19 protein-coding genes are annotated in these 17,809 nt (G+C 42.0%); 8 read left to right on the forward strand and 11 right to left on the reverse strand.

Translation table 11 applies throughout. The annotated features are described in order from the left end of the window. The first annotated feature begins 4 nt into the window (after nt 1-4). From acs to KFB94_00800, 6 genes are all read left to right on the forward strand, one after another. A complete protein-coding gene (gene acs / locus KFB94_00775; protein ID QVL45694.1) occupies nt 5-1,981 on the forward strand; it encodes an acetate--CoA ligase in 1,977 nt (658 codons plus the stop codon). A gap of 165 nt (nt 1,982-2,146) precedes the next feature. Next, entirely contained in the window at nt 2,147-2,758 is a 612-nt protein-coding gene (locus KFB94_00780; GenBank protein QVL45695.1) for a hypothetical protein, read from the forward strand. A 429-nt stretch (nt 2,759-3,187) separates the two neighbouring features. Next, nucleotides 3,188-3,547: a cupin domain-containing protein gene (locus KFB94_00785; GenBank protein QVL45696.1), complete on the forward strand. Its 360-nt coding sequence runs from the start codon at nt 3,188-3,190 to the stop codon at nt 3,545-3,547. 69 nt (nt 3,548-3,616) lie between these two features. Next, on the forward strand, nt 3,617-3,916 hold the full coding sequence (locus KFB94_00790) for a hypothetical protein (protein ID QVL45697.1): 300 nt from the start codon (nt 3,617-3,619) through the stop codon (nt 3,914-3,916). Continuing rightward, nucleotides 3,882-4,469, forward strand: coding sequence for a DNA-3-methyladenine glycosylase I (locus KFB94_00795; GenBank protein ID QVL45698.1), 588 nt, complete (start codon nt 3,882-3,884; stop codon nt 4,467-4,469). Before KFB94_00790 ends, KFB94_00795 begins: the two co-directional genes overlap by 35 nt. 37 nt (nt 4,470-4,506) lie before the next feature. Next, the gene (locus KFB94_00800) at nt 4,507-4,869 is read left to right on the forward strand and encodes a hypothetical protein (GenBank protein QVL45699.1); all 363 of its coding nucleotides are present in this window, start codon (nt 4,507-4,509) and stop codon (nt 4,867-4,869) included. Nucleotides 4,870-4,874: 5 nt separating this feature from the next. Here KFB94_00800 and KFB94_00805 read toward each other — a convergent pair whose 3' ends face one another. Genes KFB94_00805 through KFB94_00845 form a run of 9 tightly spaced genes read right to left on the reverse strand, consistent with a single transcriptional unit; the run spans nt 4,875 to nt 13,204 of the window. Beyond that, on the reverse strand, nt 4,875-5,618 hold the full coding sequence (locus KFB94_00805; GenBank protein ID QVL45700.1) for an SDR family NAD(P)-dependent oxidoreductase: 744 nt from the start codon (nt 5,616-5,618) through the stop codon (nt 4,875-4,877). 32 nt (nt 5,619-5,650) lie between these two features. Further along, entirely contained in the window at nt 5,651-6,157 is a 507-nt protein-coding gene (locus KFB94_00810; protein QVL45701.1) for a DUF3833 domain-containing protein, read from the reverse strand. Beyond that, entirely contained in the window at nt 6,135-7,469 is a 1,335-nt protein-coding gene (locus tag KFB94_00815) for an MFS transporter (GenBank protein ID QVL45702.1), read from the reverse strand. The genes KFB94_00810 and KFB94_00815 overlap by 23 nt, the downstream gene beginning before the upstream one ends. Next, nucleotides 7,469-7,981, reverse strand: coding sequence for a chalcone isomerase family protein (locus tag KFB94_00820; protein ID QVL45703.1), 513 nt, complete (start codon nt 7,979-7,981; stop codon nt 7,469-7,471). Before KFB94_00820 ends, KFB94_00815 begins: the two co-directional genes overlap by 1 nt. After that, entirely contained in the window at nt 7,974-9,137 is a 1,164-nt protein-coding gene (locus KFB94_00825) for a class I SAM-dependent methyltransferase (GenBank protein QVL45704.1), read from the reverse strand. The genes KFB94_00820 and KFB94_00825 overlap by 8 nt, the downstream gene beginning before the upstream one ends. Nucleotides 9,138-9,177: 40 nt before the next feature. Further along, the gene (locus KFB94_00830) at nt 9,178-9,942 is read right to left on the reverse strand and encodes a DUF1365 domain-containing protein (protein ID QVL45705.1); all 765 of its coding nucleotides are present in this window, start codon (nt 9,940-9,942) and stop codon (nt 9,178-9,180) included. After that, on the reverse strand, nt 9,933-11,180 hold the full coding sequence (locus KFB94_00835) for an NAD(P)-binding protein (GenBank protein ID QVL45706.1): 1,248 nt from the start codon (nt 11,178-11,180) through the stop codon (nt 9,933-9,935). Before KFB94_00835 ends, KFB94_00830 begins: the two co-directional genes overlap by 10 nt. Nucleotides 11,181-11,223: 43 nt before the next feature. Further along, nucleotides 11,224-12,534 carry a HAMP domain-containing histidine kinase gene (locus tag KFB94_00840; protein ID QVL45707.1) on the reverse strand — a complete coding sequence of 437 codons (1,311 nt, stop codon included), beginning with the start codon at nt 12,532-12,534 and terminating at the stop codon, nt 11,224-11,226. After that, on the reverse strand, nt 12,524-13,204 hold the full coding sequence (locus KFB94_00845; protein QVL45708.1) for a response regulator transcription factor: 681 nt from the start codon (nt 13,202-13,204) through the stop codon (nt 12,524-12,526). Before KFB94_00845 ends, KFB94_00840 begins: the two co-directional genes overlap by 11 nt. An 82-nt stretch (nt 13,205-13,286) precedes the next feature. Here KFB94_00845 and KFB94_00850 point away from each other — a divergent pair, with 82 nt between their 5' ends. Both KFB94_00850 and KFB94_00855 read left to right on the forward strand, forming a co-directional pair. Continuing rightward, on the forward strand, nt 13,287-14,861 hold the full coding sequence (locus KFB94_00850) for a peptide chain release factor 3 (GenBank protein ID QVL45709.1): 1,575 nt from the start codon (nt 13,287-13,289) through the stop codon (nt 14,859-14,861). Continuing rightward, entirely contained in the window at nt 14,862-15,257 is a 396-nt protein-coding gene (locus KFB94_00855; GenBank protein QVL45710.1) for a hypothetical protein, read from the forward strand. Nucleotides 15,258-15,271: 14 nt separating this feature from the next. Here the strand turns inward: KFB94_00855 and KFB94_00860 are convergent, their stop codons facing one another. Both KFB94_00860 and KFB94_00865 read right to left on the reverse strand, forming a co-directional pair. Beyond that, complete coding sequence (locus tag KFB94_00860) at nt 15,272-15,838, reverse strand: hypothetical protein (GenBank protein QVL45711.1); 567 nt, start codon at nt 15,836-15,838, stop codon at nt 15,272-15,274. A gap of 41 nt (nt 15,839-15,879) precedes the next feature. Further along, on the reverse strand, nt 15,880-17,787 hold the full coding sequence (locus tag KFB94_00865) for an ATP-binding cassette domain-containing protein (protein QVL45712.1): 1,908 nt from the start codon (nt 17,785-17,787) through the stop codon (nt 15,880-15,882). Nucleotides 17,788-17,809: the final 22 nt, after the last annotated feature.

The following is a 17,809-nucleotide window of genomic DNA, read 5'->3' on the forward strand; positions in this document are numbered from 1 at the left end:
TAGCATGTCCATTGAGTCAGTAATGCACGAAAATCGCATCTTTGAGCCTACAGAAGCGTTTAAACAACAGGCTGCTGTCGGCAGTATGCAAGCCTATCAAGCGCTATGCAAAGAAGCAGAAAATGATTATGAAGGCTTTTGGGCAAAGCTAGCACGCGAGTTATTGGTTTGGCACAAACCATTTACCAAAACACTCAATGAAGAAAATGCACCCTTTTATAAATGGTTTGAAGATGGCGAACTCAACGTTTCTGCCAACTGCCTAGATAAACATTTAGCCACTATTCCAAACAAAACCGCCATTATTTTTGAAGCCGATAATGGCGATGTTAAAACCGTTACCTATCAACAGCTTTATCACCAAGTGTGTCAATTTGCCAATGGCTTAAAAACGCTGAATCTGACCGTTGGCGACCGCGTTATTATTTACTTGCCGATGGGTATAGAAGCCGTTGTAGCCATGCAAGCGTGCGCACGTTTGGGTCTCATCCATTCTGTGGTATTTGGTGGCTTTTCCGCCAAAAGTTTAAATGAGCGCATTATTGATGCAGGCGCCTCTGCGGTGATTACCGCCGATGGTCAATACCGAGGCGGCAAAACATTACCCCTTAAATCAGCGGTCGATGAAGGCATTGCCATGGGTGGTTGTGATACCGTCAAAAACGTTATCGTATTTAAAAAAACAGGAATGGATATTACTTGGAATGCAATTGATCAATGGTGGGATGATTTAATTGCAGATCAAAGTGATGAATGCGCACCGGTCATGGTAAATGCAGAACACCCATTATTTATTCTGTATACGTCAGGCTCCACAGGCCAACCAAAAGGCGTTCAACATAGTTCGGCAGGTTATTTATTACATGCCATGAACACCACACGCTGGACATTTGACTTAAAAGCAGACGATGTATATTGGTGTACGGCAGATGTAGGCTGGATTACAGGCCATACCTATGTTACTTATGGTCCATTAGCTTTAGGCGCAACGCAAATTGTGTTTGAAGGTATTCCTACTTATCCAAACGCTGGCCGCTTTTGGCAAATGATAGAAAAACACAAAGTGTCTATTTTTTATACTGCTCCAACGGCGATTCGCTCTCTAATTAAAGCTGGCGAAACCAATCCAGACACCCATCCAAAACAATTTGATTTATCCAGCTTAAGACTATTAGGTACAGTTGGCGAACCAATCAATCCAGAAGCATGGATGTGGTATTACAACGAAGTAGGCGGTAGCAAATGTCCTATCGTTGATACCTTTTGGCAAACGGAAACAGGCGGCCATGTCATCACACCATTACCAGGCGCCACCGCATTAGTACCAGGCTCATGCACACTGCCCTTCCCTGGCATTGATATTGATGTAGTAGACGAAACAGGCCACCACTTACCCTGGGGTGAAGGCGGCTTATTGGTCATCAAAAAGCCTTGGCCTTCCATGATACGCACCATTTATAACGATCCAGAACGCTTTAAAACCAGTTATTTCCCAGCGGAACTCGGCGGCAAACTGTATTTAGCCGGCGATGGCGCCATTCGCGATAAAGCAACTGGCAACTTCACCATTATGGGTCGCATTGATGACGTACTGAATGTATCAGGTCACCGCCTTGGCACCATGGAAATTGAATCTGCTTTGGTGGCGCACGATTTAGTCGCAGAAGCGGCCGTTGTTGGCAAACCTGATGATATTAAAGGTGAATCTATCGTGGCCTATGTAGTGCTAAAAGGCGAACGCGAAACAGGTGAAAAAGCCAAAGCCATTGTGAATGAACTGCGCAACTGGGTTGGCAAAGAAATCGGCCCAATCGCCAAACCAAGTGAAATTCGCTTTGGTGACAACCTACCCAAAACCCGCAGCGGCAAAATCATGCGCCGCTTGTTAAGAAGCTTGGCCAAAGGGGAAGAAATTACTTCTGATATTTCTACGTTAGAGAATCCTGCGATTTTGGAACAGTTGAAAGAGGTAATCAGTTAACAGGTGTATTTTATTTCAAATCCCCGTGATATAAGTGTATGCAAAATTAATAACTGATTCATTATATGATGACTATAAAATATTTCGATAAATTAGACACCTTACCTCCTAAAATTTTAGAGACGGGTTTGGTGTTTATTTTACGTTAACCATCAAGGAAATATATTGTATAGCACCGTAGACTTTAAAGAGCATCTTAAGAAACAATTAGGTTTTCTTGATCGCTCATGCCAATCATATGATGCTGGCTTCACAGATGAGGCGGTTCGCATAGCAACAGTTATTCGAGTCCTAATTCATCAAACACGTGAATCCACATCGCTTCTAGAACACTTAAATGCCACAACAATAAATTTTCTATCAACAACATTTGAACCTTCGGCGCAAACAGTTTCTTTTGTGGGTATGGGAATGATGCGCGTTGGAGGGGGAGAAAGTGAGTACTTTCCACAGTTAGGTGAAGGCCCTATAAACGAATTCATTCCCTTTAGTAAGTGGTGGAATCAGGTTGTTATGGTTCTTGATGCCAAGCATAGAATAACAAGAAAAAACATTGTCCTAGCTGCGGCAAACAAAGATGGGGGAGCTCATGTGGATAAAAAGTTAACGGCAGAATATGTCGCCTTAGCCGCCGCAGGAGCAGTCGGAACGTTTATATATGAAAGCCAAGGTCAGCGTGACGAGACAGAGATAGAAGGGGCTCATTTAGTTTCTCTGAGGCAAATGGGTTACGAACTGCTTCACTCACCCATGTTGGTTGCATTGTGCAATGGCTAACAAGGCAAGTTCACACGGACGGCAAAAAGTGCCGCTCGTTCCTCGCTATGGTTTTCGCCTCCGGTGAATTGCGGCGTTATTCATCAAAAGCCTGTGTAGGGTGATTCTGCCCACGCGTTAAACCCCGTAAGGCGTACCCGCTTGCGGGACGCCGTATGTGTTGGGTTTAATCTCAATAGTTGCAACGCGTGGATAATTAGTTACTCACCCTATCTAACTGGATCACCACGCTGCGCTCGCGATAACGGGTTGGCTAATATTGTAGGGTCACTATACTTTGATGAAGCGCTTGCCTGAAAAGCGAATAATCAACAACTGTCTTTGCGAGGAACAAGGTGACGAAGCAATCTAAGCTAGTTTAAGCATGCTTCTGAATGGTGATTAAAAGGTAAAATAGGTTTTTATTTAATGATTAGAAATGAATCTACGATGTCGAACAATATTGCGCCACAAGAGTATTTATTTATCGCTGAGGGTTGCTATATCACCGAGCTTTCTAATACGCCAGCTGATCCAGATGTGTCTATTGCAAAAGCGCGGCTTGAGCCTGGCGTGACAACTACCTGGCATCGGCTGGATGGTGTGACTGAGCGATATTGCATTTTAGAGGGTGTTGGTGTTGTGGAGATTGGTGATGCGCCGGCTAAGGCGGTGGGCGCTGGTGATGTGATTATTATTCCGCCTATGGTGCGTCAGAGAATTAGTAATATTGGCGCCAACGATTTAATTTTCCTAGCCATTTGTAATCCACGCTTTACGCCAGAATGTTATGAATCTCTTGTTGAGTAAAGCAATCGTTTATTCATGTTGTGAGAAAATAAGGCTTATCGTATATCACTACTAACCGTTGGAAAACCCATGACAGCAACAAACAATATCGCATTAAAAGTACCATTTAAAGAAAAAGATGAAGCAAAATCATTGGGTGCACGCTGGAACCCTGATGGCAAACACTGGTATGTACCTGAGGGTATTGATGCGGTGCCTTTTGCCAAGTGGATAGATGGCGATGCCCCAAGGATGTTTGTCAGCGAGACAAAAACGCCAACACAAGCTAAGAACGCCATGCCAAACAGCTTGCCTGCAGATGCTGATATGAATGATATTAATGCTATGTTGCGTGATGCTTATGAACCAAACGACGATGAGCCGATGTGAATGGGCGCATGGCTCTGCTTTATTAATACAATACCATGATGCCGAATGGGGAGTGCCCGTTCATGATGATCGTTTGTTATTTGAAGCACTCACCTTAGAAGGTGCGCAAGCTGGCTTAAGCTGGGCAACAATACTCAACAAGCGCGAGGGTTATCGACAAGCGTTTGATGATTTTGATATTCAAACAGTCGCGTTATATTCGGCTGAGAAAGTAGAATCATTGCTACAAAATCCAGCCATTATTCGGAATAAACTGAAAGTCAATGCAACGGTGATTAATGCGCAACGCATACTTGCCGTGCAGTCAGAATATGGCAGTTTTGATGCGTTTATTTGGTCATTTGTGGATGGCAAACCCATCAATAATCAATGGCAACAACACAGCGATATTCCCGCCACTTCTGTGCTATCTGATTGGATGAGTAAAACGCTTAAAAATCATGGGTTTCAGTTTATTGGCTCGACGACTTGCTATGCCTTTATGCAGGCGGTTGGCATGGTGAATGATCACACGAAAAACTGTTTTAGACATGATCGACAGCAGGCGTTATAGTGATGAACGCCATTTAAATTAAAAAAGGAAACCATTCATGTCAACAATCGATACCTGCTGCACCATCGTTCCTTATTTTAAAGTGCCTGCGAACAATATGGCTGCATTTAAAACAATCTGTGAACAGTTTGTTGAAAAAACCAATACCGAAGCTGATTGTTTATATTATGGATTTAGTTTTTATGGTGATGAGGCGCATTGTCGTGAAGGTTATAAAAATGCAGAGGCCGTATTAGCACATTTGGAAAATGTAGGCCCAACGCTGGCAGAAGCGCTGAAAATTTCGGCCTTAACACGTTTAGAAATTCATGGCCCTGAATCTGAGTTAGCTAAATTAAGAGCACCATTGGCACCACTTAACCCTGCTTTTTTTGTATTGGAATACGGCTTTCGCCGTTAAGTGGATTAACGTAGCTTTTTACTGAATTTAAACGATAAACAATACGGCAGTGAACGCAATAGCTTCATGATTAAAGTAAATTTCTTGGGGAAGTGAATTTCAAAATTTGATGCAGTGATGCCCGCCACAATGTGTTGCGCGGCTTCATCTACTTCTATCATCATGGGCATGTCAAAGCTATTCATGTCTGTCATTTCGGTACGCACAAAGCCCGGACTAATCAATTTTATATCAATATTTTTTGGCTGATATTCAACATATAAAGTTTCTGCCAAGTTGATAATCGCAGCTTTTGTAGATGAATAGGGTTGGGCATTTGGCAAGCCAAAGTAGCCTGCCACAGAACCGCACAAATTAATTTGACCATGACCTTGCGTTTCAAAAAACGGCGTCACAACAGCCAGCATGTTATAAACACCACCCAAATTCACCTGTAGACTTTTATGGATAAAGCGAATATCCGCCCTACCCGCAGCTGAAGGATCATAGACGGCTGCTAAAAAGATGACTCTATCTAAACGCTTAACGGATTGAAACGCCGCAACTGTTTGTTGATGGTCACTTACATCAAAAGCCAACACTTGATGATTTGCGCCTTTTAGTTGCGCCCTCACCTCTTTTAATTGCGACTCTCGACGTGCTGACAAAATAAGGTTGGCACCACGCTCACTTAATGCTTTGGCAGTGGCCGCCCCAATGCCACTACTGGCGCCAATAATCCATATATATTGACCTTGAACTGATTGCATTAACTCTTTATTGTCAGCATAAAAAAGCATGTTTAATCTTGTTTTTGCATAAACAATGTTAACTCAGCGACCGTGATGCCAAATTTTTTCAAATAAGACCGATTAATCAATACGCCATCATTCATTAAAAACATCCAATCATCAAAAGTGATGCGATAAGTGGTGTCACCAACTGGCAAATCCATTTTATATGCCCAGCGCATCGCGCTTCCACTGGAATGACCGCTCGCTTTATCTAAAATGTCACCAGCCGTTCCCTCATAGCGATTTTCCGCTGTTTTGGTAATTGTCCAAACGCGCTTCTGTGTTTCGCCATCATAATATTGAAAATGCTCTTCAAGCGTGCCAACATCACCATTCCATGTGCCATTCATGGTGACATCAAAACGTCGCGTGACTTCTCCACTTCTGTTTTGAATGAGACCCCAAGCCTTAATGGGGCCAGTAAAGTACGTTTGTAAATCCAATACAGGCTTGGTATCTTTATAAGCTTGCATGGATGGCGTTGCGCAGCCGTTAAGAAACGTCATAAGCCCCATGATTATTACTCCTTTTAATAGTTTTGTTTTGTACAGTTTCATCATTTTCATCCTGTGTTTTAATTAATATCCATAAACAAACCGCTGCGAACAACTTAATGATGCATGGCGCTAGACCATATAACATTAATAGTGATTGCATGGCTGTTTGTGTATTGTTTGCAGCAACCATAAAGCCAACGCTATCCAGTACTAAAAAAGCGCAGCCACTGGCAATTGCCAACGCTAATTTTGGAATAAACGCCATCACGCCATAATATTGTGTGGCACGGCTTTCTGCTTTTCTGGCATTGATACGGTCTGCGATAATAGAGGCAGGTAGCGCCAAATCTGCGCCCAATGCAAAGCCAGAGAGCACACAAATAACCGCATAAGAAACAATATCGCCCGGGGCTAACAAAATAACCCAAACAAATACACTAATAGAGAGCAACATCGATACTAACCATGCACGATATTTATCAAGCCGTTTTGATAAAACAAACCACAGTTGCATCAGCGCAGCGCCAGAAACAAAATATAAAAACAGAAATAAACCAGTGTAACTTTCTGCATTTAAATAATCGCGAACAAAAAACAGAATCAATACCGCTGGTAGCGATGCCGCAATCTGTGTCAGCAAATAAGTCAAAAAGAACAAGCGCTGTTTATCATACAAAATCTGAAAAAACGGATTCTTGATGACATTGCTTATTTGGTTGATATGACGTAAATCAACATTGTTTAAAAATTGTAGAAATAATGTCCATGCAATGACCATCGCAATAAAATAAACAACAAATAACCATCTAAACGCTTCTGAGGCATCTGTTATCATCAAAAAAATGGTCGGCAAGATTGAGGCAACCAGCAGGCCAAAGAGCGTAAAAGACTCGCGCCAGCCAGCGATGCGCGTACGTTGGTGTTTGTCCGCCGACCAAAATCCACCAATCATATTGAGATTAATCACAACAATACTAAAACCAGTCGTGGCTAACAACATGCTAGCAGCAAACCAAACGGGGGTGGCAACCGTCCATTGTGGTCCAAAAAACAAGGCACATAAACCAATACTAAGTGCAACAACACCACCCAATAAAATATGGCTTCTATGTGCTGGATAACGGTCAGATATAAAACCAATAATCGGATCTTGGATTGCATCAAACAATCGCACAACCAGTAAAATGATACCAATTAACCCTAATCCTAAGCCCAAGTGGCGGCTGTAAAAATCTGGCGCATGCACGTATAGCGGTAAGCCTGCAAATGCAACGGGTAAAGCCAAGATTGCATATTGAAACAAGCTCCAACGGCTAGGCGCTTGCGCCATTATTTTTGCCCAATTAATTGATTACGTAAGGCTGGTTGACTGGTTTTTTCACCGAACCAGATATTAAAGAAAGCAGCACAAAATTGTTTATTATTGATTTGTCCGATATGACTATCATTTTTATAAAACGCGCACTCGGTAGGACTTTTATAAATGCCTGTAATATGGTCTCCCTTTTTCACATTAGGAAAAATATTGCGCATTTGAGAGTGCCAATCGGCTAGTGTCACCTCATCAACTTGGGCTTGATGACGAATTTCTTCTGTTGATTGATCGGCAATTTTCTCGCCTTTAATATCGCGCAAGTAAGCTAATTTTAAGGCATACGGCGGCACTACTTGACGTTTGCCGTTAGCGGTGTACAGGCTTGCATCATAGACATCAAATAAAAATACGGTTAACCGGCCTGAGGCCACCATTTGTGCATTAGGAATTTCTGTTTCTATTAACGTGGTTGCATTGGCTTGTAGACTAATTAACAGCAGTGTAATGAATAGGAAAATGTTACGCATGACTCATCTCCATTTGCATCACATCGGTTTTATTGACCCTAAACCCAGCGGCGCAAGTTGCCAGATAAAATCGCCATAATCGGATAAAACCATCATCAAAGCCCAACGCTGTAATCGCTTGTTTTTGTTGGTCAAAATTTGTAAGCCACGTTTCTAGTGTGCGCGCATAATCTTGTCCAAACATAAAGGGTGTATGCGTTTTTAAACCAGCTTTTTCTGCCTCTTGTTTAAAGCGAGAAACGCTCGGTAACATACCACCAGGAAAGATAAAACTGCGGATAAAATCACCACCACGTCGATAAGCTGGAAAATCTTTCTCGTTGATAGTAATGGTTTGCACAACTGCCTTGCCGTTTTTAGCCAATAACGATTTTAATTTTTGGAAATAAACTGGCCAAAAGCGCTCACCCACAGCCTCGAACATTTCAATTGACAATATACGGTCATATATACCAGTTTGATGACGATAGTCTTCTAATGCAATGTGCACATTGTTACCAAGTCGCGCTTGCGCAAAATTATGTTGTTCCTCGGATAATGTGATGCCTTTAATTTCATAATCACCCCTGTTAATAGCACGCTCTGCCAAACCGCCCCAACCACAGCCAACTTCTAATAAGCGACCTGATTGTGTTTGCATACAATCTAACATACGGTCATATTTATGATGTTGCGCTTGTGTGAGCGAATCTTGCTCTGTTTTAAATAATGCCGACGAGTATGTCATGCTGGGGTCTAGCCATAGCTGATAAAAGGCATTGCCTAGATCGTAATGGGCATGGATGTTTTTTTTGCTACCCTTAATTGTGTTTAATCTAAACAAATAAAATAAAGAAGAAAGCATATTGTAGAGTTTGTTGCCAGCCACCATATCTTGCATTGCCATCTGATTATTCAGCCCGAGTTGAACGAGCTTATTAATATCATCCGTATCCCATTTTCCAGAGCGATAATCATCGGCAAAACCAATATCACCTTTGCGGATTAAATGTGTGATGACACTCCAATCATGCACAACCAAATGAGCATGATGGTCTACACATTCTTGACCAGTAAAGGTACGTACTTTGCCATCGGGCGTTGTTAGCGTTAAAGTTCCCCACGAAAGCTGTTCGAGACGCTTGAGTAGTTGTTCAGAGGCAGTTTTATTTATCATCGTTATCCAAAAAACATATTATTTAAATGTTAAGTAATCTTTACAGCGTTGTGCTAATTTTTTGTGGTTTTTGCGGAGGTTTTGGCACATATTTAACACCTTTAAACATGAGCTGCACTGCATGCCAATGAATCATGATAATGGCTTTTAATGTGACCAATGGATAATGCCAAAATACATAGCGTAAACTAGATTTTGTTAATGCTTGCAATTTACCTGATAGGGCAGTAACCAGCTGTTTGTATCCTTCTTCATGGTGCAAATTAATCACAACATTAAAGACATCGTCGTGCACATCAAACCGAAATTCATAATGACCTTCACGCTCAAAAAATGGTGAGACATGAAATAATTTCTCTGCAAACAACAGGCTTAACTCAGTGACTGGGCGACTATCTTGGTGCGCACAAAGATAGGTATGGCGCTCACCAAAGGTGTTATGCACTTCGCACAGCACCGCACGAATTTGCCCACTTTTATCCTGACACAACCAAAAACTGACAGGATTAAACACATAACCCAGCACCCGTGGCATACAAACCAAGGTAATTTCACCATCCGCTTGAATGTCGTGTTGCGCTAATAAATTACGCGCCCAATTTTCTAATGAGCTGCCGTCACAAGGCCCATGATCTTTATCAAAAAAACTCAATGCGGCAAATCGATTATAAGCAAGGGGCATCTCATTGAGCTGTGAAAGCGGTAAAGCCATGTAATAAATGCCATACTGAAAAGCATGTTTTTTTGGTACTAAGCGAGTATGCATCACTTTGCCCATCAATACTTTTGCGCTGGTTATTCCCACGGAATCGACCCTCCTAAGCTTTTAACCACGTTAACAGCACTTAATAATCCATCTTCATGAAAACCATAGCGTTGGTAGGCTCCACAAAACCACAGCTGGCGCTTGCCTTGAATATCGGCAATCTTGTCTTGGGCAACAATGGCATTGTAATCAAAAATGGGATGCGAAAAAGAATGCTCATCCATAATCAACGCCTCTTTTGGGCGACGGGCAGGATTGAGGGTAATAATGACGGGTATTGTTGTATCTAAACTTTGCAGATTGTTCATCCAATAACTAAGTGAAACGCCTGTGGTGTTATTTTGTGGCTCTGATAGATAAACCCAGCTAGCCCAACATTGTTTATGCTGCGGCATAAAACTAGCATCAGAATGCACAATAATGGCATTGTGTTGATACTGAAAGCACGACAGAACCGCTGTTTCGTCTGGCGTTGGCGCATTGATCATTTGCAACGCTTCATCTGCATGACAAGCAAAAATAACATGGTCGAATAAGCGCGCTGCGCCGTGTGAATCAATGACTTCAATTTGTTTGCCTTTTTGCGTTACTTTGGTTGCACCATTATTTAACAAAATATGCTCTTGAAACGACGCAACTAACCGCTGTTTATATTCACGACTGCCACCCGTAACGGTATACCATTGCGGCCTATCATTAATGCTAAGTAAGCCGTGATTTTTAAAAAACCGCAAAAAAGTCTGTGCCGGAAACTTCATAATGGTATCGACCGGACAACTCCAAATGGCCGCGCCCATGGCTAAAATATAATACTGTTTAAACCACGCGCCCATCTTTAATCTGTCCAAGCAGTCACCAAGGCTAATAGATGGATCTTGATTGATATAGGCTAGCGCTTGTTTATTAAATTTAAAGACATCGAGCAGCATGCGCCAATATTGCGGACGCAATATGTTTTTACGTTGGGCAAACAAACCCCCAGAACTATATTCTAGCCAGCCTTGATTGATACTCACGCCAAATGACATATCGCTCTTTTGATAGGGCACGTTTATTTGATTAAATAAACCCAATAAATTTGGATAATTCCAATCATTAAATACAATAAAACCCGTATCAACGGGTAAAGTGCCATGCTCTACAGGAATATCGATTGTTCGACTGTGCCCACCAATGTAGGCGTTTTTTTCATACACAACAATGTCATGTTCTTGATGCAGCAAATAAGCTGCCCCTAAACCTGATATGCCCGTGCCAATAATTGCAATTTTCATCACGCTACTATGCCTATACTCAAGTTACCAAGGCATGGAAAGAACATTACAATTTTGTAATAAATCGCAAACCTTTGTCGGTATTTTTTAATAACAGTTGTCCATTGTGTAAATCAAAAACAGCCTTCACCAAACTTAAACCCAAACCAGTACCTGCTGATGAGCGACTGATATCGCCGCGGTAAAAACGTTGAAATACTTTGTCTACATCACTATTAGCAATACCACCGCCCGTATCTTCAACTGATACCACAGCAAATTCTCCTTCCGTTTGCATGGTAATGGTAATCATGCCGTGCTCAGGGGTATATTTAATCGCATTATCTATAATGTTGGCATAGGCTTGAAATAACAAATCTTTGTCACCCACAAGCGAGATATCGGCCAATTGCTGATGAAAAGTAATGTGCTTCATTTCAGCCAATGGCTCATAAAAAGCTATCACATCTTCTATTAATAATCGCAATGCTAATGGTGTAAAGTGCTCTCGTTTTTTTTCTGTTTCGATACGTGAAATACGTAATAAGGCATTAAAGGTAGTCAATAGTTTGTCTGCTTCATCTAACAACATTTCATTTTTGCTATCGTCGCCCGCCTGACTGCTAGCCTCGATATGATTTCGCAAACGCGTGAGAGGCGTGCGTAAATCATGCGCTATATTGTCTGACATTTGTCTGAGGCCTATCATCAGCGACTCAATTCTATCCAACATTAAGTTGAGTGTGGTCGACATTTTGCCTAAATCATCCCAATGCGAACTCACTTCTAAGCGTTGAGATAAATCACCAGTAGTCATGATATGTTGTGCAGTGGTGGCAATTCTATTAGTGCCTCTTGCTACAAATACACTAATCATATAGCTGGCTAGTACCACCAATATAATTAACGCAATACTAATCATGCTCAGCCATTGCATAAAAAGAAACGCGCGCTTGGTTGCGGTAATATCAATAGCAACCAGCAGTTTCTGATTGTTGTCATAGGTATGAATTTTGCCAGCATATATTTGATGTGAATCGGGATGCTCAAAAACAATCATGCCTTCTTTTAAACGCTCAATATTGCCCGACAATAAAGCTGGCGGTTTACCGTTGGCACTAAAAGGTATCAATAATCGGTCTTCTATTTTTTTTTCAAGCATGAGACTGTCGACGGGGGGCTCAGCGGCAAGGTATCTTATTTCAGTGTCGATTACCGCTTCTGTGCCATGAATGAAATGACCGCGCGCAAAAAAATAGCCAAAGTAACCTAAAATAAACAGAGACAATCCGCACAATACGGTAAAAAGCAATGCCATTTTAAAGCTAGAACTATTGGCATAACTATGGCCCTTGGCTACTTTTAGGTTATTCGTCATTGGTTTCTATAATATAACCAGCACCGCGCACTGTTTGGATAATCGACACATCAAAGCCTTTATCAATTTTGCTACGCAAACGACTAATGTGCACATCAATCACATTGGTTTGTGGATCAAAATGATAGTCCCATACGTTCTCCAACAACATCGTGCGTGTCACAACTTGATTTTTGTGTTTTAGCAAATATTCAAGCAAAGTAAACTCTCTTGATTGCAACTCAATGCATAACCTATTTCGCGTCACTTTGCGCGTCATTAAATCGACTTCTAAATCACCTGCGCGCAATATGGCTGGCTGCGCTTGTTGATGTTGTCGACGTCCTAAAATTTCGATGCGCGCTAATAACTCACTAAATGCAAATGGTTTAATAAGGTAATCATCACCGCCTGATCGCAAGCCATTGACTCGATCTTCCACATCACCAAGCGCGCTTAAAATTAAAATAGGTACTGGATTATCCAATGCGCGTAGCGCTTTAATCACAGATAAACCATCTAAGCCGGGCAACATACGATCCACAATCAGTGCGTCATAATCTGCTGTTGTAGCGAGCAATAACCCCTCTTTTCCATTGGACGCTACTTCCGCAAAATGGCGTGCTTCTTTTAGCCCTTTTGCAATAAAAGCGGCCACATCGTCATCGTCTTCAATAATTAATATGCGCATAATGATAGATATAGCACGTCCAATATTATTAATCTAGTAATCGGTTACAATAACGCCTTTGTCAATTAGCAACACATCTAACATGAGTAGCCTTAAAAAAGAAATTAACCGCCGTCGTACGTTTGCTATTATCTCTCACCCAGACGCTGGTAAAACCACATTGACAGAAAAACTATTGTGGTTTGGTGGCGCTATTCAAGTAGCTGGTGAAGTGCGTGGACGCAAAGCGGCGCGGCACGCCACCTCTGACTGGATGGAATTAGAAAAGCAACGTGGCATTTCTGTCACCTCTTCTGTTATGCAATTTCCTTATCGCGAACACATGATTAACTTGCTGGATACCCCAGGTCATGACGATTTTTCAGAGGACACCTATCGCACACTAACAGCGGTTGATTCAGCTGTGATGGTGATTGATTCGGTCAATGGCGTAGAAGCACAAACGATTAAATTACTGAACGTATGCCGCATGCGGGACACCCCCATCATTACTTTTATCAATAAATTAGATCGTGAAAGTCGCGAGCCCATTGAATTACTTGACGAAATCGAAACGACATTAGGTATGGAATGTGCGCCAATGACTTGGCCAATTGGTATGGGAAAAACCTTCCGCGGCGTTTATAGCTTAGTCAATGATACGATTTTCTTTTTTGACCCACGCGCAGAAAAAGGCACTTCAGAAGTCATTCAAGGACTCGATAATCCACGTTTGGATGTATTAATCGGTACTCAGGCAGACAATTTAAGGGTAGATATTGAATTAGTGCGCGGTGCGTCACACGCATTTGATAAAGCACGTTATTTAAGCGGCAAGCAAACACCTGTCTTTTTTGGCTCTGCGGTAAATAATTTTGGTGTGCAATCGTTATTGGATGCGGTAGTAGACTTATCGCCCGCACCACAGCCACGCATGACAGCCACGAGAGAAGTGACTGCCGATGAAGATAAATTTTCTGGCTTTGTATTCAAAATTCAAGCCAATATGGATCCAAAACACCGCGATAGAATTGCGTTTTTACGTTTATGTTCTGGTCGGTTTGAACGTGGAATGAAAGTCAAACAAGTCGCATCAGGCAAAATACTAAATGTGAATAATGCCATTACTTTTATGGCGCAAGACCGTACCATCATGGATGAAGCCTATTCTGGTGACATTATTGGCATACCCAATCATGGCACGATTAAATTGGGTGATACATTTACTACAAATGAAAGCTTAAAATTTATCGGCATTCCTTCTTTTGCCCCTGAATTTTTCCGCCGCGCTCGCATACAAAACCCCATGAAAATGAAGCAATTGCAAATTGGGCTTAAGCAGCTAGCCGAAGAAGGTGCCGCTCAATTATTCCGCCCCTTGTTAACCAATGATTTGGTATTGGGCGCAGTGGGCATGTTGCAGTTTGATGTGGTTAAACATAGATTAGAGCATGAATATGGTGTGGATATGATTTTTGAGCCTTTTGATTGTTACACCGTTCGCTGGTTACATGGCTCTGATGATGATTTAAAAGCGATTGCCGATAAATATGGTTTTAATGTTGGCTTAGATGGCGCAGATGATTATGTTTATCTGGCGCCTAACCGCGTCAACTTACAAATGGCACAAGAGCGCTATCCGGAAATTCAGTTTGCTGAAACACGTGAAATCGCTTAAATGCAACAAGATTCTTGCCCCTGCGAAAGCGGAAAGCCTTACGCATCGTGCTGCAAACCTTGTCATCAAGGTGTTCCAGCGACGTATGCGGAAAGCCTAATGCGCGCTCGCTATAGTGCTTATGTATTGGGTTTAACGCAATATGTATTAGATACTTGGCACCCAGACAATAGGCCAAGCGCATTGCATTTAAATGATGATATTGCAACAAAATGGTTGGGCTTAAGCATTAAACGTGTTGAAGAAACAAGTAAAACCACTGCGATTGTGGAGTTTGTTGCGCGCTATAAAATCGGCGGCAATCGCGCCGAAAAGTTACATGAAATCAGCAAGTTTGAATACAGTGATAGATGGTATTATTTATCGGGCGACATTCTTACTGACAACAAAACGTAAGACATATGCTAAGGCTATGCTTGTTCAAACGCCTCACATAGCTGACTCAACAATTGCCCAAACAAAGGCAATACTTCCTCTTTGCGATGTGGACTTTCATCATCAGTGCCGGCCACAACAAAGCTAATGGTTAATTTATCTAAATTTTCGCGAAACTCGCGCCAATGTTCAACATCGGCATCGCTAATGAGTTTCACTTTATGCAAACCTGAGTTGATAATATCAATTATTTGCTCATCAGGAATACCAGAAAACAAGGTTTTTGCAATGGTGACCTGTGCAGCTTGATAATCTGGCTTAATCTCCTCGCCAGACAATGGCGTAGTTAAAAAAGCAAAGGTTAATAAAGCATAAGCTTGATACACACTGAGCATATCGAAATTTTCAGTTAACTCTTCTTTTGGGTTACGTCCAGCCGCAGTAATGGCATTAAAACTCAGATAACTGGCTAAGTAATAAGCAGCATCTAGCGCGTCGTAATCAGCCAAATCGGTGCTTGGTGTGGCGCCATCGGCATGCGTTTCAGCCAAACAAATGCCATGCAATAATGTTAATCGTTGTGAATAGGTAAGATTTTCCATCTGTTCGCTTTCAATCTTTCTTTTAAAATAATCATGTGCTTTTAGGTATGCATTTCAGGTAGCATTTCTAGCTGCTCTTGCACATGAAGCCAGCGCTCTTCTGCTTGTGTAATATTAGACGTTAACGCAGATTGCAGTTTTAGCAAAGCCTGCAATTCTGTTTTATCTGTATTTTCATACAAAGCGGCATCATTTAAACGTGCATCGCAAGCCGATTTTTCTGATTGCCATTTGGCAATATCTTTTTCTATTTGTTCAGATTCTTTAATCAGCGGTCTGCGTTCTGCTATTCTGGTCTGACGCTCTCGTTTATTCTGCGCGTAATCATTTTTCTTGTCAGATGAAGCCATCTCCTGAACAGCAGCCACTGATGCTTGGCTACGTTGCTCTGCTATCCAAGCGGCATAATCCTCTAAATCACCATCGAATATGGTTGCTTTGCCATTGGCGACCAATAAGAATTGATCACAGGTGGTACGCAATAACGAACGATCATGGGAAATTAACACCACACCCCCCTCAAACGCTTGTAATGCCAGCGTTAGCGCATGGCGCATTTCTAAATCTAAGTGATTAGTTGGCTCATCTAACAATAACAAACTAGGCCGCGTCCAAATTAACAACGCTAATGCCAGACGTGATTTTTCGCCGCCTGAAAATTTTTCACAAGGCGCTCTAGCCATATCGCCACGAAAATCAAAGCCACCCAAATAATTAAGTAGCTCTTGTTCAGTTGCGTTTTTGTCCAAGCGTTGCATGTGTTGCAATGGTGATTCTTCCGCACGTAACTGCTCTAATTGATGCTGTGCAAAATAACCAATATTTAAATCTTTACCCAACACCCGTTTACCTGAATTGGCACTCAACTCACCAGCAAGTAATTTAATTAATGTCGATTTACCTGCTCCATTCGGCCCCAGTAAGCCAATCCGCTCTTTTGGCCTGACGGTCAGTGACACATTGTTTAAAATGGGTTTATTGGCATAGCCAACATCAATATCGCTAATCGCCAATAAAGGCTCTGGCGCACTGGATGGCGGTCTAAAATTAAAGCTGAATTGTGAGTCTACGTGAGCGGCACTTGTCATTTCCATACGTTCTAACGCTTTTATTCGGCTCTGTGCCTGCCTTGCTTTAGTCGCTTGCGCCTTAAAACGGTCAATATATTTGTGCAAGTGCGCTACTTTGTGCTGTTGCTTTTCATACATGGCTTGTTGCAATGCCATCTTTTCTGCGCGTTGGCGCTCAAAATCGCTATAAGCACCTTTATACAAAACCAGTGTTTGGAATTCAATATGGGCAATATGATTAACAATGGCATCTAAAAAATCTCTATCATGCGAAATCAATAGTAAAGTGCCATTGTAGTTTTTTAACCAATTTTCTAGCCAAATAACTGCCTCTAAATCCAAGTGATTGGTTGGTTCATCTAATAACAATAAATCAGAGCGACACATTAAAGCACGCGCCAAATTCAAACGCACACGCCAGCCGCCTGAAAATGAGGAAACGCTATTTTGTAAATCGGTTTGACTAAATCCCAGACCATTAAGTAGGCTGGCCGCACGCGCTTTAGCTGCATAGCCGTCTATTTCAGATAAACGCCCGTGTAACTCAGCAATGCGCTCACCCTGCTCATTTGCTTCTGCTTCTAGCAACGCATTTTCTATGCGATGTAATTCTTCATCACCTTCCAAAACAAACTGTAGCGCAGAAATACTTAAAGCCGGTGTTTCTTGCGCGACATGACCAATGACCCAGCTTGACGGTATATCCAAGTCGCCTTTATCAGCCTCTAGTTCGCCACGTAGCATAGCAAATAAGCTGGATTTTCCTGCGCCGTTTGCGCCCGTTAAACCGACTTTGTGTCCTGGGTGCAATTGCAATGAAGCCGCTTGAATGAGTACCTTAATGCCACGTGCGATAGTGATATTTTTAAATTGAATCAAAACGTGAATATCGATTTCATGT

The sequence above is a fragment of the Methylophilaceae bacterium genome (assembly GCA_018398995.1).
GTDB lineage: Bacteria > Pseudomonadota > Gammaproteobacteria > Burkholderiales > Methylophilaceae.